Source organism: Mesorhizobium sp. C120A (assembly GCF_030323105.1).
In the GTDB taxonomy this organism is placed as follows: Bacteria; Pseudomonadota; Alphaproteobacteria; order Rhizobiales; family Rhizobiaceae; genus Mesorhizobium.
Map to the genome: position 1 here is coordinate 3791296 of NZ_CP100476.1, position 22171 is coordinate 3813466.

Genomic DNA, 22171 nt, shown 5'->3' on the forward strand with positions numbered 1-22171 from the left:
CGGTCATCCGGCCAGCCCTCTCAGGGATTTCTAGGGGCCACGGGTGAGCATCCGTGGCCTATTTCTTTGACGTTGCTGTCTTGCCGCCGGCTGCTACAGGCTTGAGCGGTTCACCGTTTCGCCGAAACGTCGAACCGCTTTGTTCTTTGTTTTCACGCAATTCCGGACGGAAAACAGTTTCACACTTTTCCTGGAATTGCTCTTGCAAACCGGTAACGCCCTTGCCTCTTTCCCCAAACATTCGCGGCGCGCTGTGCATGATGGTGGCCATGATCGGCTTCACCCTCAACGACGCCATTACCAAGTTCTCGTCGGAATCGATGAACATGGCGCAAGTCATGCTGGTGCGCGGCGCCTTTGCGTCGCTGCTCGTCGGCCTGCTCGCCTGGCAGCAAGGCGCGCTCGCACGGCCGGGCTCGATGCTGCAGCCGCTGGTGGCATTGCGCGTGATCGCCGAGGCCGGCGCCACCGTCGCCTTCCTTGTCGCATTGGCGCATCTGCCGATCGCCAATGTCTCCGCGGTGCTGCAGGCGCTGCCGCTGGCGGTGACGATGGGGGCGGCACTCGTATTCAGCGAAGCGGTCGGCTGGCGGCGCTGGCTGGCGATCGCCGTCGGCTTCGGCGGCGTGCTGATCATCGTGCGACCAGGCTTCGAAGGCTTCAGCGTCTATTCGCTGTACGCACTCGTCAGCGTCGCCTGTTGCGCAGTACGTGACCTCGCCACCAAGCGCATCCCGAGGGCTATCCCGACCTTGCTGGTGTCGACGGCAACGGCAATCGCCATGACCATCGTTGGCGCCGTGCTGCTGTCGCCGATGGGTGGCTGGACGCCGATGTCCGGCAAAGGCACGGCACTGTTGGCATTGGCGGCGGTGCTGGTGCTGATCGGCTACCAGTTCATCATCATGGCAATGCGGGCCGGCGACATCTCCTTCATTGCGCCATTCCGCTACACCGCCCTCTTTTGGTCGATGCTGCTTGGCCTCATCATCTTCGGCGATGTTCCCGACCTGCCGATGATCTTCGGCTCCGCCATCATCATCGGCTCCGGCCTCTACGCGCTCTATCGCGAGCGGGTCGCCGGCCGGCAAAAACCCGCAGCCGAAAGCGCTGGACCCGACATGGCGCCGGACGGCATATAGTTTGGCCATGAGCCAAGACATTGCAGGAATTATCCTCGCCGGAGGCCTGTCACGGCGCATGGGCGGCGGCGACAAGACTTTGCTGGGGCTTGGCGGGCGTCCGCTTCTCGACCATGTCGTTGCCCGCCTGGCGCCGCAGGTCGGATCGCTGGCGGTCAGCGCCAATGGTGACCCGGCGCGCTTCGCCGCGGCCGGTCTTCCGGTTCTCGCCGATACGGTCGAAGGCTATGCCGGACCGCTTGCCGGAATCCTCACCGGCCTCGAATGGGCGGCAGCGAATACCGCTTTCAAGGCATTGGCGACGGCCGCCGGCGACACGCCGTTCCTGCCGGTGGATCTGGTGGCAAAGCTGGCCGCTGCCGCGACCAGTCGGCCGGGCTCGATGGCGGTTGCCAGTTCCGGCGGCCGGCAGCATCCGACCTTCGCGCTGTGGCCGCTCGGGCTGCGTGAGGCCTTGCGTCATTTCCTGATCGACGAGGACAACAGGCGCGTCTCCGCCTTCATCGAGCGGCACGACTGTGTCGAAGTGGAATTTCCGTTGCTGGCCCACGGCAGTGACGAGATCGACCCGTTCTTCAACATCAACACACCGCACGACCTTGCGGTGGCCGAGCGTCTGTTGCAGAGCATCGGCCCATGAACATCTTCGGCATCACCGGCTGGAAGAATTCCGGCAAGACCACACTGACCGAGAAGCTGGTCACAGAGCTCGTCCGGCGCGGCTGGACAGTGTCGACGGTCAAACACGCCCATCATGAGTTCGACATCGACAAGCCTGGCGCCGACAGCTTTCGTCACCGCCAGGCGGGCGCCACCGAAGTCGCGGTGGTGTCGGGCAAACGCTGGGCGCTGATGCATGAATTGCGCGGTGAGGACGAGCCGACGCTGGAGACGGTCCTGTCGCGGTTGGCCCCGTGCGACATCGTGCTGGTCGAAGGCTACAAGCGCGAGGCGCACAAAAAGATCGAGACCCGGCGGCGGGAGGCCAAGGACCGCTCGCCGCTGTCGGCGAACGACGGACATATCGTGGCGATTGCCGCCGACTTCGCGGTTACCGGCGAAAGCCTGCCTGTGTTCGATCTCGACGACACGGGAGGGATAGCCGACTTCATCGAGAGCATGACCGGCCTCAAACCTTGAGGCCCCTGCCCTCGCCCGGGTCAGCCGCCCTCTTCCGCCGTTGCATTGTCTAAGCGCGTCGCGCCTGAACGGCCTCATGCGACGCGCTTCAGGTTGTTTTATTTATGCATGTCGTCGTCCCAAAACCGCTGCGCACTTTTGGGCGACATGCATTAACCCGGCGTCGGCATTGGCTGGACCCGCAAATCCCGCAAGCAACGGTTTTACAGTTGCTTTTCTCCCGAAAACAGTGGGAGTATCGCGCCAGCGGGCGGTCAAAAGCACCGCCCCACAGAGCCGTTCCGGAACGACGGCCGGGAGCCATAAAGAGAGGACTATCATGCGTATTGCACTGCGTATCGCGCTCGCCGCATCGGCTGCGCTGCTGACGCTCGGCGTCGCCCAGGCTCAGGAAACGACCCTGAGAATCGGCACCGAAGGCGCCTACCCCCATTCAACAACCTGACCTCGGACGGCCAGCTCGTGGGCTTCGACATCGACATCGCCAAGGCGCTCTGCGACGAGATGAAGGTCAAGTGCACCTTCGTCGCCCAGGATTGGGACGGCATCATTCCGGCTCTGCAGGCCGGCAAGTTCGACGCCATCGTCGCCTCGATGTCGATCACGCCGGAGCGCGCCGAGAAGGTCGACTTCACCCACAAATACTACAACACGCCGTCGGCGATCGCGGTACCCAAGGATTCGACCCTCAAGGGCGTGACCAAGGAAGACCTGGCCGGCAAGACCATCGGCGTCGCAACCACGACGACGCATTTCAATTACGCCTCGAAAACCTATACGGACAGCACGGTCAAGGGCTATCCGAGCAGCCCCGAAGAGCAGGCCGATCTCGCCAACGGGCGTCTCGACGCGATCGAGGACGATATCGTCGTGTTGCAGCAGTTCCTGGATTCGCCTGATGGCGCCTGCTGCAAGATTCTCGGCCAGCCCTCGCCGCAGCCGGTCGATATCTTTGGACCGGGCGCCGGCATCGCCGTGCGCAAGGGCGAGACGGATCTGGTCAACAAGTTGAACAGCGCCATCGACGCAATCCGCGCTAACGGAAAGTACAAGGAAATCAACGACAAGTACTTCAAGTTCGACGTCTTCGGCGCCGAGTCCTGAACGTCTGAAACAAGGCGGCAGGGGAAATTTCCTGCTGCCGCCTTGGCCTGACAGAAGTGGAGACAAGACCCGTCAATGCCAAGCCAGAACATATGGATACTTCTCACTTGGGGACCCGATGGCTGGATTGACGATATTGCCTATGGCGCACTGGTCACCATTGCGCTCGCGCTGGCGACACTGCCGATCGGCCTGACGATCGGCTTTTTCGTCGCCTGGGCAAAACAATCCGAAGAGCCGTCGCTTCGCGTGGCTGCCAACATCTACACCACGGTGTTTCGCGGACTGCCGGAACTGGTGACGCTTTTCCTGTTCTTCTTCGGCATGCCGATCCTCTTGCAGTATGTCATCCGTCTGTTCAGGCCGGAAGCGACGGTCGATGTCGACAGCTTCCTCGCCGGCATGATCGTGCTGTCGCTGATCTTTTCGTCGTATTCCAGCGAAGTCTTCCTGTCGGCCTTTCGCGCCATTCCGAAGGGCCAGTATGAGGGCGGCTATGCGATCGGGCTGTCGAAATGGCAGACGATGCGCAAGGTGATCCTGCCGCAGCTGCTGCGCATCGCCTTCCCCGGCCTTGAGAATTGCTGGCTGAGCCTGCTCAAGGACACGGCCCTGGTGTCGGTCGTCAATCTGGCTGAAACCTTGCGCAACGCCGGCGTGGCGGCCCGTGTCACCAAACATTCCTTCCTGTTCTACAGCGTCGCGGCGATGGTGTTCCTTATCCTTGCCATCCTGTCGTCGATCGCCACCGGCTTCATCCTGCGTTCGCTCGGGCGGAGGGAGGCACGATGAGCGTCGTGACGCGCGCCGCCGTCGACATAGAGAAGCCACCACCACGGGCGCGGGGCTGGCCGCGGGCCCGTATCGTCGGCTACGCGCTGGTGGGCTTCTGGATCCTGTTCGGCATCGGCATCGCCGTCTATCTGGTTTACGCTTGGAATGGCGAGTTCTTCGCCAGATACGCGCCTGCCTATCTGCAGGGCTTGGGAACCACGCTTGCGCTGGTGGCCATCTCGATGGTGCTCGGCGCGCTTTTTTCGCTGCCCGTCACCTATGCCCGCATGTCAACGAACCGCTATTTGTCCGTCCTGGCCTATTGCTACGTCTATTTCTTCCGCGGCACGCCACTGCTCGTCCAGGTCTATCTCGTCTATTACGGCCTGGGCTCATTCCGGGTGCAGCTCGAATCCGTCGGACTGTGGTGGTTCTTCCGCGACGCCTTCAATTGCGGTGTGTTTGCCTTCGCGCTCAACACCGCCGCCTACCAGGCCGAAATCCTGCGCGGCGCCATAGAAAGTGTTCCGAGAGGCCAATGGGAGGGCGCTGCTTCGCTCGGCCTGCACAAATTGCAGACGCTGCGCAAGGTCATCCTGCCGCAGGCGTTTATCGTGGCGCTCCGGCCCTACGGCAATGAACTCGTCTTGATGATCAAGGCCTCCGCCATCGTTGCCATCATCACCGTCTATGATTTGATGGGCAACGCCAAGCTGGCCTACGCCAAGTCCTTCGACTTCCAGGCCTATGTCTGGGTCGCCATCGTCTATCTGGTGATGGTCGAGATCCTGCGACATGGCGTCGAATGGATCGAGCGGCGGATCACCATTCATCTGATCCGCTGAGCGGTCGGCTGTATCAGTCGATCGGCTCATGCGCGTCTTGACGAATTGTGTGCAGTGCCTAGAGCTTGCGCTGACAATTTCGCTTTCATCTGAAGGGCAAACCCATGGCATCTGTGGCATTTCTCGGTCTTGGCGTGATGGGCTATCCCATGGCCGGGCACCTTAGGAACAAAGGTGGCCATGAGGTCACCGTCTACAACCGCACCGCAGCGAAAGCCGAGCAATGGGTTGCCCAGCATGGCGGCAAGCTTGCTTTGACGCCGGCAGAGGCCGCAGAGGGCCAGGATTTCGTCTTCTCCTGCGTCGGCAATGACGACGATCTGCGCTCGGTGACGACCGGGGCCGATGGCGCCTTCGCCGCGATAAAAAAAGGCTCCGTTTTCATCGACAACACCACCGCCTCGGCCGAAGTCGCGCGCGAACTGGCCGACGCCGCTGAAAAGGCCGGCTTTTCCTTCCTCGACGCGCCGGTTTCCGGCGGGCAGGCGGGCGCCGAGAACGGCGTGCTGACGGTGATGGTCGGCGGCGAGCAGGCTGCCTTCGACAAGGCCAGGCCGGTCATCGACGCCTTTGCCCGGATGGTCGGGCTGATGGGTCCGTCGGGCGCCGGCCAGCTCACGAAAATGATCAATCAGATCACCATTGCCGGGCTGGTTCAGGGACTTGCCGAAGGCATCCATTTCGGCAAGAAGGCCGGGCTCGACATCGAGAAGGTCATCGAGGTGATTTCCAAGGGCGCTGCCGGGTCCTGGCAGATGGAAAACCGCCACAAGACGATGAATGCCGGTAAATATGATTTCGGCTTTGCCGTCGACTGGATGCGCAAGGATCTCGGCATCTGCCTCGATGAAGCCGACCGCAATGGCGCGAGACTGCCGGTGACCGCCCTTGTCGACCAGTTCTACAAGGATGTGCAGGCGATGGGCGGCAAGCGCTGGGACACCTCGTCCTTGCTGGCGCGCCTGGAAAAATAGGCGTTCGCAATGGCCGAGCTTTCGCCCCAATCGAGCGCCGATGAGATCGTCGCCCATTTGCGCTCGATCGGCTCGGAGGACAATCGCCGCGGTATGCTGCGCTACGGCATCAAGATCGAGCGCGCGCTCGGCATCTCGCATGGCATGCAGCGGCAGATCGCCAAAAAGATCAAGCGCAACCACGAGCGTGCTTTCGAGCTTTGGCAGACCGGCATCATGGAGGCGCAGTTCATCGCTTCCGTCACGGCCGACCCGAAGCGCTTCTCAGCCGCGGATGCACGACAATGGGCCGCGTCCTTCGATTCCTGGGATATCGTCGACGGCGTCTCCGATCTCTTCGTCGACACGGACGCCTGGAAGGAGCTGATTGAAGAGTTCGCGGCGGACGAGCGCGAGTTCGTTCGACGCACGGCCTTTGCCATGATGGCGTGGTCCGTCGTGCACCGGAAGCAGGAGCCGGAGGCGACTTTCCTCGGCTTCCTGCCGATCATCGAAGCGCATGCCGCCGACAGCCGCAATTTCGTGAAGAAGGCGGCAAACTGGGCGCTTCGTTCGATCGGCAAGCGATCGTTGGAGATGCACGGTGCTGCCCTTGCCGTGGCCGAACGGCTGGCCCAGTCGACCGACAAGACGGCTCGCTGGATTGGCAAGGACACTGTCAGGGAACTCACCAATGCCAAGATCATCGAGCGGATCGCCGCCAGAAAAGGCTGACCTGGCAACCCGTTTGCCGACGCAACCTGGCCGCCGGCTCTCCCAGACATATGATGCGGCTCAAGCGTTGACGCAATTGGCCAGGACGTCTTTACTTGGCCTATGACCAAACATCTCCAATCGACCCTCGCGCTTGCAGCCGCGTTGTTGACAGCCGGTACCTTCGACGCCTCAGCGCAAACCGCGCATATCTTTTGGAAGGATCTCCGCCCTGCGACGCAGGCGGTGGCCGAAGATGCCGGCCTGCCGATGATTGCGGCAAAACTGCCCGATCGTGGCGAGACATTGTCGCTCAACCTGCAGGACAAGACCGTACAATTAGCCGGCTATGCATTGCCGGTCGACCGTGATGGCGATCTCGTCTACCAGTTCCTGCTGGTGCCGTGGACAGGCGCTTGCAGCCACATGCCGACGCCGCCGCCCAACCAGATCGTGCTGGTGACGCCGGCCCGTCCCTACAAGATGTCGCAGGCCTATGAGTCGGTTGCCGTGACCGGCGCCTTGCGGCCCGGCTTGGAGAAGAGCCAGTTGTTCATTCTCGACGGCGTCAGCATCATCCAGTCCGGCTACACCGTACGCAAAGCCGATGTGGTGGCAGTCGACACGGTGCCGGACACGATCACGCTGCCGGTCAACTCGCCCTGGAGTTTCCTCAACAAAAAGAAAAACTAAGCGCCGCCGGCTTGTGCAGCGTCACCGCCCAGTCACGGACAACCGCGCTCAGGCCGCGTTGGCGCCGGATTCCTTGTCCAGCAGCATGTAGTCGAGCGGCATTTCGGTCGTGTACTTGATCTGCTCCATGGCGAAGGACGACGACACGTCGCGGATCTCGATCTTGGCGATCAGCCGCTTGTAGAAGGCGTCATAGGCGGCGATATCGGGCACCACGACGCGCAAGAGATAATCGACGTCGCCGCTCATGCGGTAGAATTCGACCACCTCGGGAAATTCCTGGATGACTTCCGAGAAACGCCGCAGCCATTCATGGCTGTGCGAATTGGTGCGGATCGACACGAAGACGGTGACGCGCACATTGACCTTTTCGTGGTCGAGAATGGCGACGCGCCGCTTGATGACTCCCTCTTCCTCCAGCTTCTGGATGCGGCGCCAGCACGGCGTCGTCGACAGGCCGACTTTCTTGGCGACATCGGCAACCGCGAGCGTCGCGTCCTCCTGCAGGAGGCGGAGAATTTTTCTGTCGAGGCGATCCATTGAGGTGCTCCTTGTGCAGGCCGCGTTCCCTCGGGCGCGACGCGCTTTGGGAATAGATTGGCTATACTCCCTCTTATTTCGACCTTTCACAAGAAAGAAATTCTGCCGGATGGCACAAAAGCGAGTGATATCTTGCTTAAAGTCTAATCTATGCGATAGCGGATTTCCGATCTCAGAAACGGCAGCAAATCCATTTCAAACCATGGATTCTGCTTCAGCCATCCTGAGTTGCGCCATGACGGGTGTGGCAGCGGCAGCACTTTCAGGCTGGCCGGCGCATCCCAGATGGTGCGCCAGTCCTTCACGGTTTCGGTCAGCGACGGCCGGCGCGTGGCGCCCATATGCCAGGATTGCGCGTAGGAGCCGATTGTCAGAACGAGGTCGATCTGCGGCATCAGCGCCATCAGCGGCGCGCGCCAGGCCAGCGCGCATTCTCGGCGCGGCGGCAGGTCGCCGCCCTTGGCGTCCTGGCCGGGGAAGCAGAACCCCATTGGCACGATGGCGAATTTATCCGTGTCGTAGAATTCCTCGCTTGTCACGCCCAGCCAGCTTCGCAAGCGGTGGCCGGACGCGTCGGTGAACGGCATGCCCGACAAATGCACCTTTGTGCCTGGCGCCTGGCCGGCGAGCAGGATGCGGGCGCTGGATGATGGCAGCAGCACCGGGCGCGGCTCGTGCGGCAGTGGCCTGCCGACTGGAGTGTCGACGCAGATGCGGCAGGCGCGGACCTTTGCCGTCAGGCGTTCGAGTTCCGCCTCCATCAGGCGGAAGCGCTCGGGCGACTGGAGACGGCACTGTACCAGCGCAGCACGTTTGTGCACTCGTCCGGCACTTTGATGCGCGCCGGTTTCATGAAATCCATGGCGATCATGCCGGTGATATCGGCGATCGAATAGGCGTCGCCGGCGGCGAATTCGCGGTTTGCCAGTTCGGGGTCGAGCAGTTTCAGGAATTCAACCGCTTTCGCCTTGTTGGCCTCGCCCCATTCGGGGATCTGCGGAATTTCCCATTCCTTCATCGCCGGATGGATGTGGCGAAAAGCCTGGGCGACGCAGCTGAGCAGATTGAACTCCATGCGCCTTTGCCACATCTCGACCTTGGCCTTGCCGAGCGCGCCTTGCCCGAACAGCGCCGGTTCGGGATGCAGTTCCTCGAAATAGCGGCAGATGGCGACGGATTCGGTGAGGATGGTGCCGTCGTCGAGCTCGAGCACCGGCAGCCGCTGCAGCGGGTTGCGCGACCTGACCGGCTCCTGCTTGTGCCCCATCGCACCCATGTCGACCGGCACCAGCGGCACTGCGATGCCCTTTTCGGCGAGGAAAACCCGCACGCGCCGCGGATTGGGGGCGCGGCCGCCGTCGAACAGTTTCATGCTTATCCTCCCGATCTGGTCCTTCAACTATAGTGCTCGTCACCAGAAGCGAAACATCTCTCGCAAGGCGTCACCGACCGAAGCCAGGGTGCCGTGCTTTCTTTCGAGCGGGCCGCCGTGGTGGGTTTCGCGCCAGTCTTGCGGCTCATCGAACGTGCCGGCCCAGATGCCAACCTTGCCGGCGCGGGCAATGGCCTGCTCGGTGTCGAAATCGCCATAGGCAATGGCCCAGCCGGCCTCAACCTGGGCCCGGTTGAGATCCTTGCCGCCGGCCTTGCAATCGCCGAGCAGGCGGCCGTAGCGGTCGCGCTGCCAGCCGCTGCAGGTCACCGGATTTCCTGATATCAGCCGCACCAGCGCCTGGCGCGCCAGCCTGCCGCAGGCGTAGTCTGCGCCATCCCTACGGCAGATCTGCTGGTATTCCGGAGCGTCGATGCCGCGCATGCGGATACGTTCGGTGCCAAGAGTGAGTGAATCGCCATCGTTGACGATCGCCACCCCTTCCGCCTTGCGCGTCTCGAAACGGTCGAGGCGTGCGGCGAGCAGGATCAGCAGGCCGAGCAGAATGACCGTCAGCGCGTAATCCAGCAGCTTGCGCCACAGGCTTCGCGGCGGCGGCGGATAGTATCGCCGGCGCGGCCTTGGCGACCACGAACGGCTCATATGGCAAACAGTCTCTTAATCATTCGAACGTAGCTTAACGAATTGAGATCGCTGCGCGCATAAATCGAAGTTTCCATGCCTCTGCTACGCTCGAACACAGCGGATAAATTCATTGTGGACCGCCGGAAACCGCACCGCAACAGCGATGTGGCGCGCGCGGTGCGCAAGACGCGCGACCGTCTTTCGCAGCAGGTTGGCAATCTCGACTTCGACCGTGAACTGCTGAAGCTGCATGCCGGGACCATGGTGCGCGGCGCAGCCGTCATCCCACTGCTGGTGTTGGCGGTCGCGGCGGCCGGGCTGCTGGCCGGTGTGGACAAACAGATCAGCGTCTGGGCGCTGTTCACCCTGATCTGCTATTCGATCGTCGCCTTCATGGCGCACCGCGTCGAACGCACCGAAGCCGCCGAACTCAACCCTGTTCGCACCCGCAGGGAATTCCTGATCGGCCATTCGCTGTGCGGCCTCGGCTGGGCGTGGTTCGCCTGGCTCGGCTGCGCCACCTGCCAGATCGACCAGTTCCAGGTGGCCAAGGCGGTGGTGCTGCTGCTGGTCATGGCGGCGACCGCTATCATGGCGTCGTCCTTGCGCGGCTCGCTGCTTGCCACCTTCGTCGTTCCGGTGGCGGTCTATGCCTATGCCGAAACGAAATTTTGGGTGCCGGTCGGGACGATCATGGTCGCCCTGCTGGTCGCGGCATTGCCGTTCTTTGCCTATATCGCGCGCCATCTCAACCGCTCGTCGCTGATACTTCTGTCCTTCCGCTCCGAAAAGGATGCGCTGCTCGCCGAGGTGGAGACCGCGAAATCGATGTCGGACGAAGCTCGTCGGCGGGCCGAAGACGCCAATCTGGCGAAGTCGCGCTTCCTTGCTTCTATGAGCCATGAGCTCAGGACGCCCCTCAACGCCATTCTCGGTTTTTCCGAGGTGATGGCCAATGAGGTGCTCGGGCCGATGAGCAACCCGACCTATCGCGACTACGCCCGCGACGTGCACGATTCCGGCCAGCATCTGCTCGACCTGATCAACGAAATCCTCGATCTGTCGCGCATCGAGGCCGGCCGCTATCAGCTCAACGAAGAGCCGGTGATGCTGCTCAACATCGCCGAAGATTGCTGCCACATGATGGAATTGAAGGCGCGCAACAAGGACATCCGCATCGTCCAGGATTTCGAAAGTGCCCTGCCGCGGCTGTTCGCCGACGAGCGCGCGGTGCGGCAGATAACGCTCAACCTCCTGTCCAACGCCATCAAATTCACCGCCACCGGCGGCGAAGTTCGCGTGCGCGTCGGCTGGACGGCGGGCGGCGGCCAGTACATTTCGGTCAAGGATAACGGGCCGGGCATACCGGAAGACGAAATCCCGATCGTGCTGTCCGCCTTCGGCCAGGGCTCGATCGCCATCAAGAGCGCCGAACAGGGCACCGGGCTCGGACTGCCGATCGTGCAGGGCCTGCTCGCCATGCATGGCGGCGAATTCGAACTTCAGTCGAAATTGCGCGAAGGCACCGAGGCAATCGCCATTTTCCCGCTCGCCCGAGTGATGGAGGAACTGCCGGCGCTGCCAACCAAGACCGTGGCGGCGGCCCGCCGACGTTGACAGCTTGTTCTAGGCTTTGACCGCCGCCGCCATGCCCGAACTGGTAAGCGCCGCCGCCTTGACCAGACCGGCGGCAAGGGCGGCCCCTACCCCTTCGCCGTGGCTGATGCCGAGATCGAACAGCGGCCTGAGGCCGAGCCGCTCGGCGGCAAGCCTTTGGCCGGGTTCGGGCGACTGGCTGGCCAGCAGGCAATGGTCGAGCGCACCCGGGTTGGCGGCATGCAGCACGGCAGCGGCAGCGGTCGCGGCGAAGCCGTCGAGCAGCACCGGGATTTTTTGCATCCGGGCGGCGAGGATGGCGCCGGCAATGGCCGCAAATTCGCGGCCACCGACCCGGCGCAGTGCTTCCAACGGGTCCTTCAGAGCCGCACCATGGAAGGCGACGGCTTTATCGACTACATCAGCCTTGCGCGCCTGCATGGCCGCGTCCGCGCCCGAGGCGGGGCCGACCCAGTCGGCGCCGCTGCCACCGAACAGGACGGCGCACAAGGCCGCCGCAACGGTGGAGTTGCCGACGCCGAGATCGCCGAGGCAAATCAGATCGGAGCCACCGGCAATGGCTTCCATGCCGAAGGCCATGGTGGCGGCGCAGCCGCGTTCGTCGAGGGCGGCGTCCTCGGTGATGTCGGCGGTCGCAATGTGCAGCGCCAGATCGAACACCTTGAGGCCAAGATTGTTGGCGACGCAAATCTGGTTGATTGCCGCACCGCCGGCGGCGCACAGCTCAACGGCGTTTGCGGTCGCAGCGACAGGGCGCGGCGAGATGCCGTGGCGGGTCACGCCATGGTTACCGGCGAAGATCGCCACCAGGGGCCGGTTCACCGCCGGCGGGGCGCGCCCGCTCCAGACAGCAAGCCAGGCGGCGATGTCCTCGATACGTCCAAGCGAGGCTTTCGGCTTGTCGGCCTTGGAAAACAGGGTGCGCACCCTGTTTTCCGCGACTGTATCGGCAGGCGGCAGGCTCGCCAGCAGATTGCGAAAGTCGTCGAAGGGCAGCGCGCTGGTCATGTCGGTCCTGATCATCCCTGGGATTGATCAGCGGCATAACCGCCTTGCCCGGCCGGCACAACTCCCCTCGACATTGGCGCGAAAGCGGTTGCCGCGCCGCATTCCGAAGGGCTTGCATTGGCTTTGCCGTTGCACCATGTGGAGATGAAACGAGGGATTCCGGACGGAACCTTCAAGAGAAAGTCATGACGGCCATCGAATCCCCATGCATCCTGGTCTGTTCGATCGACATGAAAACCGGCTTCTGCTTCGGCTGTGGCCGCACGCGCGATGAAATCGGCGCCTGGATGGGGATGACGCCGGAGGTACGCCGCAGCGTCATGGCCGAGTTGCCGGCCCGATTGGAAACGGTCGAGCGCCGGCCGCGCCGGGAAACACGCCGCAGCCGCATGGCGCGCGAGCGCGACGTCCTCTCTTGAAACGGCAGGTCCAATGAACCGACTGTTCTGGATCGTGATGGCGGCAATCGGCCTCGGGCTGGTGCTGCTGATGATCAACAACGACGCCGGCAGCACGTTCGGCATCGAGAATTACGATTTCAGCCGTCTGGTCTGGCTGGGGGCGATCGGCTTGCTGGTCAGCGCCGGCCTTGTCCGGTCCGGCAGGCCGCTCGGCGTCATGGCCCGCAATCTCGGCACGTGGGCCCTGATCGTGCTGGCGCTCGTCGCCGGCTACCAGTACCGCTACGAGTTGCAGGATTTCGCCAGCCGGGTGACGGCGGGCCTCGTTCCCGGCAGCCCGCTGGCGCTCGGCGTCGAGGACGGCCATGCCACCGTGACCCTGGACAAGGCCGACAGCGGCCATTTCGAGGCCCGCATCACGATCAACGGCGCGCCGATCCGCACCGTCGTCGATACCGGCGCGACCAGTACAGTGCTCACCGCCGAAGACGCGCAGGCGGCCGGCTTCAATCCGGCAGCGCTGAGCTTCACCGTCCCGGTCTCGACCGCCAATGGCATGGCACGCGCCGCTTCGGTGCGCACCGACGAACTGGCGATCGGCGGCATCGTGCGCAAGAACATGCAGGTGATGGTCGCCGCGCCCGGCGCGCTCAGCCAGAGCCTGCTCGGCATGAACTTCATCGGTTCCCTGTCGGGTTTCGACGTGCGCGGCGACCGGATGATTCTGCGCGACTGAACTGCTTAAGCGGCCTTTTCAACACGGTCGAAATCGACGGCAGCGAACGCTGCCTTCAGCACATCCGGTCCGGCGCCGGGTTTCGTCGCGTCGGTGGACAGTATCTGCCGGAAGCGGCGCGCGCCCGGCAGGCCGTGGAACAGCCCGACCATGTGGCGGGTGACGTGGCCGAGCCGCCCGCCCTGCTCGATATGCCGCGCGGCGTAGTCGGCCATCGTGTCGATCAGCGCGGCAAAATCGTAGGCGCCGGCCTTGTCGCCGTAGAATGCCGCGTCGACGCCGGCCAGGATGCCTGGCGTGTGGTAGGCGGCGCGGCCAAGCATGGCGCCATCGACATGATCGAGGTGGCGAGCCGCCTCTTCGAGCGATTGAACGCCTCCATTGATGCCAATGAATTTGTTCGATTTTCTAGCCTTGAGGCGATAGACCCTGTCATAGTCGAGCGGCGGGATGTCGCGATTTTCCTTCGGGCTCAGACCCTCCAGCCAAGCCTTGCGCGCATGCACCCACAGCGCGTCGGCGCCGGCCGCGAAAACGCCGTCGGCCAGCGCGTCGAGCGCGGGCTCCGGATCCTGCTCGTCGACGCCGATGCGGCATTTGACCGTCACCGGGATTGTCACCGCCGCCTTCATCGCCTCCACACAATCGGCGACGAGGTCAGGCACTTTCATCAGGCAGGCGCCGAACGTGCCGGACTGGACCCGGTCGGACGGACAGCCGACATTGAGATTGATTTCGTCGTAACCGAAGCCCTCGCCGATGCGCGCCGCCTCGGCCAGCTTTTGCGCATCGGAGCCGCCGAGTTGCAGTGCCACCGGATGTTCGGCCTCGTCAAAACCAAGCAGCCGCTCGCGCGCACCATGGATGACAGCGTCCGCCACCACCATTTCGGTGTAGAGCAGCGCACGCTGCGTCAACTGGCGGTGGAAGAACCGGCAATGCCGGTCCGTCCAATCCATCATCGGGGCCACGGCCACTCTATGATCTTGATTATTCAGCATTTTTTCTTTAACATCAAATCGTTATAACCTACCGAGTGCACACGAATTTACGCCAGAATACGACCCTTTTCGCCACGTTTCGATCTCTCATTGCACACGGAGCGCACACGAAAAAATGGCCACCTACACGAAGCTCTCATCCGGTTCCTGGCGCGTCCAAGTCCGTCGCAAGGGTCGCTACGTCAGCGAGACCTTCCTGCACCGAGACGACGCCCGGCGTTGGGCCACCGAAACCGAGCGCCAGGTCGATCGAGGTGAGACGCCGACCAAGTCCCGCATAGCGCGCCTCAAAACCTTCGGCGAACTGATAGACCTTCATATCGACGACATGTGCGATGTAGGCAAGTCCCCTCGCCGCTCCAAGGCCGCGGCCCTCGATATGCTCCAACGGCATTTGGGGAAGTGCAACCTAGCAGCGCTCGATCGCGAACGGCTCATTCGTTTTGGTCGTGACCGCGCCGCCCAAGGTGCCGGACCGATGACTCTCGGTATCGACATCGGCTTTATAAAACTTGTTCTTACTCACGCCGCTGCGGTGCACGGTCTGCCCGTCAAGGTCGAACCGGTTGATCTCGCGCGTATTGCCCTGAAGAGGCTTCGCGTGGCTGGAAAGGCCATCAGCGCGACAGGCGCCCGACGCAGGATGAACTCGACAGGCTCATCGGTCACTTCGTGTCACCATGACGACGTTTCAGATAGCCCATTTAGATGGACCCGTTGCCATCCGATGATTTAGCGGGCTTAGGTTATACTGGCCCGAAGGTGGAGGAGCGCATGCCGGGTCAGTTTGCAATCGGGGTCATCGGCTACGCTGTCGCGGTAAACTTGCTGGCTTACGCCACCATGTCGTTCGACAAGGCTATGGCCAAAAACGGTGCCCAACGCATTCCAGAGTCGACGCTTCTTACACTCGCCATCATTGGCGGTAGCATCGGGACTGTGATCGCGCAAAAGACGATCCGGCACAAGACGCGCAAGGAGCCGTTCCGCTCCAGCCTCGCTCGCATCGTCCTGCTCCAAGTCCTCGCGGTAATCGCGATTGAAGTGGGATTGCTCTTTCCGGGATTGCCCGAAGCGCTCTCGCAATTACTGACATTCGGAGGCGAATTCGGGGGCCTCTAGTTTCAAGGGTGTCAAGAGCGGACGTTCAGGTCATACAATTCGCGACATGGCCGAAACGGATGAGGGCGCGCATTGCCTGCTGGCAGATTTGGCGGCAAGCGGCGCGTCCATCCGGCCGGCACCTAATAATTGTTACCCAGTTACGTGGTGCTGTCCCTGGTAGCCGTTCTGAGTGGCCCGGCACCTTGGCGGGGCTCCACCAAGTACGCGCCGGGCCTAGCCGGAAGTGGACTATCGGGAAACCGGCTGGGGCCACATGCGCACCATCTGGACATCGGCGAAACATGCAGACGAATGACGCCCTGCCACGCGCTGAGAGCTTCCCTGCGTCGGCCTCTATTTGCTAGCAGGGACGGCGGTTTCGAGAAACACGCCAAGCTTGGTCTCGTCTTGCAATCCCGCAAACCAGCGCCACGCCGTAAAGCTGGATCCAGGTCCCGTGAGCGGATCGTCCCAACCCATTCGGATGACGGCAGCGCACGCTCTAATCTTAACTTGCTCCCAATGAAAGGCTCCAATGCCAAGCGGCACCGGATCAGCGATGAATGTGGGGCGCCCTACTGGAACCGTCCCCGACTGGTGCCCCTCAATGCGCGGCTAGCGTCAACCTTCGCGAAAAAGGAATGAGCATCGGCACCTTTCGCGAGTACGAGTCATATTCGGGAAAGGACAAGGACAAGACGCGTTCTTCGTTCAAGATCCGCCAGTATTGAATGGCGAAATTCACCACGACCGACGTGATGACCACGGGTGACGGATTGGCCGCGACGGCTCCGAGCATGAAGAGCGATTCCGCGAGATAAAGCGGATGACGGACGACGGCGTAAGGACCGCGCGTTACCAATCGGCGGGCCTGCGCATCGATCGAAAACGATCGGCCGAGCCAGAGAAGGCAATAGGCAGAGCCCGTCATGCCCGCGAAAACCAGCAATGCCGCGACGGTTTGCATGCCCTCTGTCGGTGCTGGGCGAACCATGATGGCGATAGTCGCGAGCATAAAAGTTCCGCAGACAGCTGCGATGCGCGGCGCCCAGCCAAGGCTGATATCCCTAGGCGGGAGCCGGATAATGGTAAAAGTGACCAACAGCGTGGAGAAGATGAGCGAAGACGTGCGCGAGACGAATTGGAGTATGAAGTCGACTGGAGACATTTGCGCGTCGCCAAAAAGTGCGACGAGGCCCCCAGCTCCGTTAAGCACGAAAAATGCAAAGACCAGCATGAGGATCAGGCGTCCCGCGAAGTCGAACGACCAGATTTTCATGATCCACTCCCCAAGGCCGACGCAGAATGAAGCATTTCTTAACCTTGCCCGCAACTTCGATCTCAAGAAAGCGTTAACGCTGTTCTTAACGTCGAATTAGCCGAAGTTCCCTAACTTGGGTACATCGACCTTGGGGCGCTGTAGCTTATGTTTCGGCAATCTGTGCGAATTCTGGTGGTGCTTGTCAGCCTCCTGATCGTGGCGGCTGGCGTTTTCATTGGCCGGCTTCCTGCTCAATGCGAGTGGAAACTTGGCACTGGCCCCATGAGCGCTTGTATCAATCGCGCGATCATCCGCAACGGGGATCGCTTTGAGACGAAGCGGATGCATGCCTCGGCGTGATCCGGCCGCGCTTGAGTCACTCCCGATATAAGTCATGGCTCGGAGGACAGGGCACCCGCTTCGTATAAAAGCCTTTGCGTATCCGCTGCGGATTGCCTGCTTGGCGACTTAGTATTTGATCGGGCATCAATGCTGTTCGGGCTGGGCAGTGGCGGGCCCTGAACGCGAGCGCCTGGGGCTGGAGGTGACGAACGCCACCAGGAGCTGTCCAGAGCGCATCCCCGATCACCCGCTGGAACGATTTTCATAATGCGGTCCCGGGGCATTTTTGCAACAGCTTGTTCAGAAATACCTAATATAATCGGTCGCGCTGTTGGATTCGGCATATTCGGCCTATAGCCTTGGGGGAAATAGGTCCTGCGTGGGGAAAGGTCCGGGAAGCGTGTTCAGGAGGGGCTGGGGTTTGGCGGCGATTGTCGTCGGCGCTTTGTTTCTGGCCGGTTGCCAGACCGGAGATTTGTCCTCCTATGGCGACAGCGCCGCCTCCGTGAAGGACCTGCCCGACGTTTCTTTCTACAAGACCGACGAGCTGGTCGCACTGGGCAAGACCCAGTTCAAGGAAAAGAACTACGGAATGTCCTACGCGCTCTTCAAGCGCTCGGTCGAACTCTTCCCCAAGGACCCGCAGGCCTGGCTCGGCTTCGCGGCTTCTGCCGATCAGATTGGCCGTTTCGATACATCCGACCTCGCCTATCGCCAGCTTGCAACGATGATCGGCGGTCGCCCGGAATACTATAACAACGTCGGCTACTCCTATCTTCTGCGTGGAAATCTCCAGCAGGCGCGACGCAATTTCCTGAAAGCCTACGAGCTGGACCCGTCGAACGAGACGACTGCTAACAACCTTCAACTGCTCGCCAACAGCACTGCATTAGCGAAGCGGCCGTGATGCAATGTCTTCACGGCGGTTTTGGAAAGATGGCTGAACTGAGATGGATCGGACGGCTCGGCTGCCCCCGTTGAAAGAACCGGTCCGGCGAGGCGGTTATGCTTAACTTCGTCGTCGGCAGTGAACCGGCAATTCTGGAGTATCCCCAAAACTCGGAACCGCCAGAGCCGGGGCCGTTGATGCAGAAGGCCGGAGTGGCCGGCGGCATAGCCATCACGCTGAACGTCATCTCGCTTGCTTTGGCCATCGGCATGGTCGTCATGCTGATCTTTCTCTTCCAGTCGATCCGCGAGGTTTCCGCGCTCGAGGATCGGCTTTCCGGCCTCGGTCAATTCGAGACGCGGCTTTCCAGACAATTGGATACCGTCAACCAAGGTGTCCAAAGCCAGTTCGGGGAATTGAACCGGCGGATCTCGGCGCTGGTCGATCAGACCGCGCAACTCGAGAAGCAGGTGGCGAAGCTCACAGGCGAAAACCAGGACATGGCCGAGCGTTTACAAGCCGTCTCCGAGGCCGGCGGCGCCGTGCTCGACGCCCCGGAACCACCGAGGGAAATCGTTCTGAGCGCTCCCCCGTCGCAGCCGAAGGAAGTGCGTTCCGAACCTGCCCGTCCGGCCAACCCGGTCCAGTTCGAGCGGACCGTGTCGCCCGACGGAAAAGTAACCTACAGCAAAGTTCGCAAGTAAGTTTCGGCGGAACCAATCCTTAACGGAGAAGGTTCATCGTCTGCGCAGACATTGCGGGGGACGACCGATGCTGAAATATGCCGCCAGGTTGATCTACCTTGCGCCTGCGCTGACCTTTGGCCTCGGCGCGGCGTTCATTGCGTCCGCCTATCGGCTTGGCGCCTCACCTGCTGATCCGGCCGCCTGGCAAGGTTTTATGACTCTCGCCCCGCTGGTCCGCGAGCCGGTCTACCTGGTTGCCGGGCTGCCGGGTTCCGGTTACGCCGCCGCCTTCGTCATATTCGCGGCTGCCGCACTCGCCGCCGCCGTGATCGCCTTCTCCTCCCGTCCAGCCGGCAGGGCACTATTTCTCCAAGCCCATCTGGCTTTCCTGATGCTTTTTCTGTCGATGGGTCGCGCCGGAGTGTTTTCAGCCGGCACCGACACGGGCGGCATCGGCCCGGCATCGCCGATCGACTGGACCCCGGATTTCGGCAGCTTTCCCGCCCTTGGCGTGAGCCTTTTCGCGGTCGTCGCCCTGGCCTGCGCGGCAAGCCATCTGTTCGTCATACGCGACATGATTGCGCGGTCGACGGCCAGGCGGCAGGTCGAGAGCCGATTGCTGACTGGCCTGCGCGAGTTGGCCTGAGACGGGACTGCCCAACCTGCTTGCTCGCCGGCGTTATGTGGCTCTTGAAGGCAATCCGGCCTGTCTGGCCGTGCCGACTCTGAAAAAGCAGACAAAGTAGATCGACAGGGCCGCGATGGCCCCGCCTGCAAGAGTGTCGACGAGATAGTGGCCGCCGAACGGCACGGCGCCAACGATCAGAAGCGAATTGAGAACTATTGCGGGACCACGCACATAAGGTGTTGCCCGCATGGCGAACGCCAGCAGTACGGCAAGGATCGTGTGAAAAGACGGAAACGACACAATCCCGGCGTTGCGCTTCAACAGAAACGGTTCCCCAGACCTTAATGCATTGAAATCTGCCAGATGGGAACTTCCGGCGACATTTGAGTAGGCATCGAACAGGGCCGGCGCCGGATGATAGTAGCCATAAGGTCCGATCACCGGGACAACGGCCGAAATAGCTACCGTGAGCGTCACGGTGAGGCCAATCAGCGCCGCAAGTTCAAGCAGGCATCTCGTTTGCGATGTGGCGATCAAAATGATTGGTACCACGGCCAGTTGCCAATTTAAGCTCTGATAAGCGAACTGAAGGACAGATGGTGCAAAGGCAGTCTCGTTCGTAAGGGCAAGGAAGCCGAGCCAGTCAAAGGCCAGCGCCGCGTCGAGCGCGGAGAGATCGGCGTCAACCAGCGATACCCCGGCGGCTGCGGCGAGATAGCTCAAAACGACAGCGGGGACCGCGACTGGCACCATGATGGCCAGATAGAGTGCCGCACGCATGGCCACATTGAACACCACGACGAACGCCCGGCCGAGCCTGGATTGATCGTCTCGGGCTCGATAAACGATAAATCTGCTGAATAGATACAGGGCCAGAACGAAGGCTTCGAGCACCCCGAAACTGCGGACGATGACCGGGTCGAGCGTCACCGTCGAACGGGGTAGCAAAACCGCAAGCGCGGCCAGGTTCAAACCGGCAACCACCAACGGAATGACGATCAGTCGGTAGGGTTTCATTGGCGCATCGACCTCGAGAGCAGCATTATCGCGAATTCCTGAAAAGCCAAGTCGTTCCGGCAGGACTACAAGGGGTACCGTTGGGCGAGGTGACGCTTTCACGTTGCGAAATAGCGCGAGTAAATCGCAACCAGCGCCGCCGCGGCCATGATGACGCCATAGGGCACCTTGCGCGATTTTCGGATCTCCTCGATGCGGGACAGCGCCGGCCATGCCTGGTGTTGCAGCGGCATGGGAAACTGCAAGGCGAGGCTGACGACGACCCCGCCGACGGCAAGCCCGACGGCGAACGAGAACAGATGGTCCAGCCCGACGACAGGCCGATCGGGAAGAACAGTTTGGCGTCGCCGGCGCCCAGCATCCGCAAGGCCCATAGCACGAAGCCGATCGTGAGCAGCCCGCAGCCATGTCGCCCTGGAGCGGCGAAGCGCTATCGATCTCCGCTAAAATGCCGGCCCCTGCCTGCCTTGCCCAGCGGCGAAAGCAAGCGAGCCGACATTTAACGTGATGGCTATGCCACTATCGATGTTACGCCGGGGCGGAGAGACTGGTGGTGAACCACGTACCCCAACTCGTCCACGCGGCGCTCAGGTTGACACCGACCGCCAGTACCGAAGCGATGACGCCTCCAACGAGCAGGCCCAGGAGAACGAGGTATTCCGAAAGCGCGATGCCGTCCTCTTCGCGGGCGAAGGCACGGAACATGCTGGTCAATTTGGTCATGATGATACTCCCTTACATGACGTTTCCATTACCGGTCCGCGAGAGGAGCCCCCAGCGCCAGACGAGTTATTAATAACTCCTTAACAAGAGTGACGTCAATTAGCCGACACTAATGTGACCTTTCTGATTTGGTCTATGGTAAATTATCAACGGTCCTATGCACCTGCTCCTACTTGGCCGGCGAAGTAGCTCCTGCGCGAATTGTCCTGAAACGGACTGTCGTTCGCTCGCCAGTGTTATGTGGCTCCTGAAGGCAATCCGAAGCCACTCGACAAAAGCTGCATCGCAAGCCTGTCAAGCCGCGAAATAACGCAGGTACATCGCAACCAGTGCCGCCGTGGCCATGATGACGCCATACGGCACCTTGCGTGATTTTCGGATCTCCTCGATGCGGGACAGCGCCCGCCATGCCTGAAATTGCAGCGGCACGGGAAACTGCAAGGCGAGGCTGACGACAACCCCGCCGGCGGCAAGCCCGACGGCGAACGAGAACAGATAGTGCAGCCCGACGAACAGGCCGATCGGGAAGAACAGCTTCGCGTCGCCGGCGCCCAGCATCCGCAAGGCCCACAGCACGAAGCCGATCGTGAGCAGCAACAGGCCCGCAGCAAGGTCGCCCTGAAGCGGCGAATCGCCATCGACCCCCGCCAGAATGCCGACGCCTGACGGGTTCGCCCAGCGGATCAAAGCCAGAAGCGCGTAATCCGCAACCAGCGCCAGAACCGTCCAGTTGCGTATTTTCCAAGCCAGAAAGTCCTGCCATGCGGCGATGACGATCAATCCCGCCCCTGCCGAGATAGCCAATGCCCCGAGGAATTCCATCCCGCCTGTCCCCA

28 protein-coding genes and 1 pseudogene are annotated in these 22171 nt (G+C 61.8%); 17 read left to right on the forward strand and 12 right to left on the reverse strand.

The features are described from left to right. Nucleotides 1-58: 58 nt before the first annotated feature. The gene (locus NL532_RS18360) at nucleotides 59-271 is read right to left on the reverse strand and encodes a hypothetical protein (protein ID WP_196813887.1); all 213 of its coding nucleotides are present in this window, start codon (nucleotides 269-271) and stop codon (nucleotides 59-61) included. Between NL532_RS18360 and NL532_RS18365 the strand changes: the two genes are divergently transcribed. From NL532_RS18365 to NL532_RS18405, 9 genes and pseudogenes are all read left to right on the forward strand, one after another. After that, nucleotides 222-1142, forward strand: coding sequence for a DMT family transporter (locus NL532_RS18365; RefSeq protein WP_023708356.1), 921 nt, complete (start codon nucleotides 222-224; stop codon nucleotides 1140-1142). The two genes, NL532_RS18360 and NL532_RS18365, sit on opposite strands and share 50 nt — an antisense overlap. 7 nt (nucleotides 1143-1149) lie before the next feature. Beyond that, nucleotides 1150-1782, forward strand: a complete 633-nt coding sequence (gene mobA / locus NL532_RS18370; protein WP_023829844.1) for a molybdenum cofactor guanylyltransferase MobA — start codon at nucleotides 1150-1152, stop codon at nucleotides 1780-1782. Beyond that, complete coding sequence (mobB, locus tag NL532_RS18375) at nucleotides 1779-2282, forward strand: molybdopterin-guanine dinucleotide biosynthesis protein B (RefSeq protein WP_023708354.1); 504 nt, start codon at nucleotides 1779-1781, stop codon at nucleotides 2280-2282. The genes mobA and mobB overlap by 4 nt, the downstream gene beginning before the upstream one ends. Nucleotides 2283-2601: 319 nt before the next feature. Beyond that, nucleotides 2602-3386, forward strand: a pseudogene (locus NL532_RS18380) (ABC transporter substrate-binding protein). A 75-nt stretch (nucleotides 3387-3461) separates the two neighbouring features. Continuing rightward, nucleotides 3462-4178 carry an ABC transporter permease gene (locus NL532_RS18385; RefSeq protein WP_023669007.1) on the forward strand — a complete coding sequence of 239 codons (717 nt, stop codon included), beginning with the start codon at nucleotides 3462-3464 and terminating at the stop codon, nucleotides 4176-4178. Then, entirely contained in the window at nucleotides 4175-5005 is an 831-nt protein-coding gene (locus NL532_RS18390) for an ABC transporter permease (protein WP_023755278.1), read from the forward strand. Before NL532_RS18385 ends, NL532_RS18390 begins: the two co-directional genes overlap by 4 nt. A 104-nt stretch (nucleotides 5006-5109) precedes the next feature. Further along, nucleotides 5110-5979 (forward strand): NAD(P)-dependent oxidoreductase, encoded by an 870-nt coding sequence (locus NL532_RS18395; RefSeq protein ID WP_023755279.1) that lies wholly within the window; start codon nucleotides 5110-5112, stop codon nucleotides 5977-5979. A 9-nt stretch (nucleotides 5980-5988) separates the two neighbouring features. Continuing rightward, nucleotides 5989-6693 carry a DNA alkylation repair protein gene (locus tag NL532_RS18400; protein ID WP_023755280.1) on the forward strand — a complete coding sequence of 235 codons (705 nt, stop codon included), beginning with the start codon at nucleotides 5989-5991 and terminating at the stop codon, nucleotides 6691-6693. Between the two features lie 102 nt (nucleotides 6694-6795). Next, entirely contained in the window at nucleotides 6796-7365 is a 570-nt protein-coding gene (locus tag NL532_RS18405; RefSeq protein WP_023706850.1) for a DUF3299 domain-containing protein, read from the forward strand. A gap of 48 nt (nucleotides 7366-7413) precedes the next feature. Here the strand turns inward: NL532_RS18405 and NL532_RS18410 are convergent, their stop codons facing one another. The 4 genes from NL532_RS18410 to NL532_RS18425 form a co-directional block, all read right to left on the reverse strand. Continuing rightward, the gene (locus tag NL532_RS18410; RefSeq protein ID WP_023669013.1) at nucleotides 7414-7905 is read right to left on the reverse strand and encodes an Lrp/AsnC family transcriptional regulator; all 492 of its coding nucleotides are present in this window, start codon (nucleotides 7903-7905) and stop codon (nucleotides 7414-7416) included. Between the two features lie 143 nt (nucleotides 7906-8048). Next, a complete protein-coding gene (locus tag NL532_RS18415; RefSeq protein ID WP_023755281.1) occupies nucleotides 8049-8666 on the reverse strand; it encodes a uracil-DNA glycosylase family protein in 618 nt (205 codons plus the stop codon). Beyond that, nucleotides 8666-9277 (reverse strand): glutathione S-transferase, encoded by a 612-nt coding sequence (locus tag NL532_RS18420; RefSeq protein WP_023708349.1) that lies wholly within the window; start codon nucleotides 9275-9277, stop codon nucleotides 8666-8668. Before NL532_RS18420 ends, NL532_RS18415 begins: the two co-directional genes overlap by 1 nt. Before the next feature lie 39 nt (nucleotides 9278-9316). Next, nucleotides 9317-9940, reverse strand: a complete 624-nt coding sequence (locus NL532_RS18425) for a thermonuclease family protein (RefSeq protein WP_023829845.1) — start codon at nucleotides 9938-9940, stop codon at nucleotides 9317-9319. 75 nt (nucleotides 9941-10015) lie between these two features. On the opposite strand from NL532_RS18425, the gene NL532_RS18430 reads away from it, so the two are divergent. Next, nucleotides 10016-11539, forward strand: a complete 1524-nt coding sequence (locus NL532_RS18430) for a sensor histidine kinase (protein WP_023755282.1) — start codon at nucleotides 10016-10018, stop codon at nucleotides 11537-11539. A 9-nt stretch (nucleotides 11540-11548) separates the two neighbouring features. Here the strand turns inward: NL532_RS18430 and NL532_RS18435 are convergent, their stop codons facing one another. Then, entirely contained in the window at nucleotides 11549-12547 is a 999-nt protein-coding gene (locus NL532_RS18435; RefSeq protein WP_023738819.1) for a nicotinate-nucleotide--dimethylbenzimidazole phosphoribosyltransferase, read from the reverse strand. 185 nt (nucleotides 12548-12732) lie between these two features. Between NL532_RS18435 and NL532_RS18440 the strand changes: the two genes are divergently transcribed. Both NL532_RS18440 and NL532_RS18445 read left to right on the forward strand, forming a co-directional pair. Beyond that, complete coding sequence (locus NL532_RS18440; protein WP_023824914.1) at nucleotides 12733-12966, forward strand: DUF1289 domain-containing protein; 234 nt, start codon at nucleotides 12733-12735, stop codon at nucleotides 12964-12966. A 13-nt stretch (nucleotides 12967-12979) separates the two neighbouring features. Next, a complete protein-coding gene (locus NL532_RS18445) occupies nucleotides 12980-13684 on the forward strand; it encodes a TIGR02281 family clan AA aspartic protease (RefSeq protein WP_023726599.1) in 705 nt (234 codons plus the stop codon). 5 nt (nucleotides 13685-13689) lie between these two features. On the opposite strand, the gene dusA is transcribed toward NL532_RS18445, so the two are convergent. Then, nucleotides 13690-14685, reverse strand: a complete 996-nt coding sequence (dusA, locus tag NL532_RS18450; protein ID WP_023829846.1) for a tRNA dihydrouridine(20/20a) synthase DusA — start codon at nucleotides 14683-14685, stop codon at nucleotides 13690-13692. A gap of 115 nt (nucleotides 14686-14800) precedes the next feature. Between dusA and NL532_RS18455 the strand changes: the two genes are divergently transcribed. Next, a complete protein-coding gene (locus NL532_RS18455; RefSeq protein WP_050591015.1) occupies nucleotides 14801-15421 on the forward strand; it encodes a hypothetical protein in 621 nt (206 codons plus the stop codon). Between the two features lie 38 nt (nucleotides 15422-15459). Further along, nucleotides 15460-15807, forward strand: a complete 348-nt coding sequence (locus tag NL532_RS18460) for a DUF1294 domain-containing protein (protein ID WP_023755284.1) — start codon at nucleotides 15460-15462, stop codon at nucleotides 15805-15807. 586 nt (nucleotides 15808-16393) lie between these two features. On the opposite strand, the gene NL532_RS18465 is transcribed toward NL532_RS18460, so the two are convergent. Beyond that, complete coding sequence (locus NL532_RS18465; protein WP_023829848.1) at nucleotides 16394-17068, reverse strand: methyltransferase family protein; 675 nt, start codon at nucleotides 17066-17068, stop codon at nucleotides 16394-16396. A gap of 745 nt (nucleotides 17069-17813) precedes the next feature. Between NL532_RS18465 and NL532_RS18470 the strand changes: the two genes are divergently transcribed. From NL532_RS18470 to NL532_RS18480, 3 genes are all read left to right on the forward strand, one after another. Then, nucleotides 17814-18299, forward strand: coding sequence for a tetratricopeptide repeat protein (locus NL532_RS18470; protein WP_023755287.1), 486 nt, complete (start codon nucleotides 17814-17816; stop codon nucleotides 18297-18299). Nucleotides 18300-18397: 98 nt separating this feature from the next. Then, complete coding sequence (locus NL532_RS18475) at nucleotides 18398-18985, forward strand: hypothetical protein (RefSeq protein ID WP_155923875.1); 588 nt, start codon at nucleotides 18398-18400, stop codon at nucleotides 18983-18985. Nucleotides 18986-19052: 67 nt separating this feature from the next. Next, nucleotides 19053-19613, forward strand: a complete 561-nt coding sequence (locus NL532_RS18480) for a hypothetical protein (RefSeq protein WP_023829851.1) — start codon at nucleotides 19053-19055, stop codon at nucleotides 19611-19613. Nucleotides 19614-19646: 33 nt separating this feature from the next. On the opposite strand, the gene NL532_RS18485 is transcribed toward NL532_RS18480, so the two are convergent. The 4 genes from NL532_RS18485 to NL532_RS18500 form a co-directional block, all read right to left on the reverse strand. Then, on the reverse strand, nucleotides 19647-20612 hold the full coding sequence (locus NL532_RS18485) for a phosphatase PAP2 family protein (RefSeq protein ID WP_023829852.1): 966 nt from the start codon (nucleotides 20610-20612) through the stop codon (nucleotides 19647-19649). A gap of 98 nt (nucleotides 20613-20710) precedes the next feature. Further along, nucleotides 20711-20986, reverse strand: coding sequence for a hypothetical protein (locus NL532_RS18490; RefSeq protein WP_023755291.1), 276 nt, complete (start codon nucleotides 20984-20986; stop codon nucleotides 20711-20713). Between the two features lie 154 nt (nucleotides 20987-21140). Next, nucleotides 21141-21335 (reverse strand): hypothetical protein, encoded by a 195-nt coding sequence (locus NL532_RS18495; protein ID WP_286487400.1) that lies wholly within the window; start codon nucleotides 21333-21335, stop codon nucleotides 21141-21143. Nucleotides 21336-21629: 294 nt separating this feature from the next. Continuing rightward, entirely contained in the window at nucleotides 21630-22157 is a 528-nt protein-coding gene (locus tag NL532_RS18500; protein ID WP_031203561.1) for an A24 family peptidase, read from the reverse strand. Nucleotides 22158-22171 lie beyond the last annotated feature (14 nt).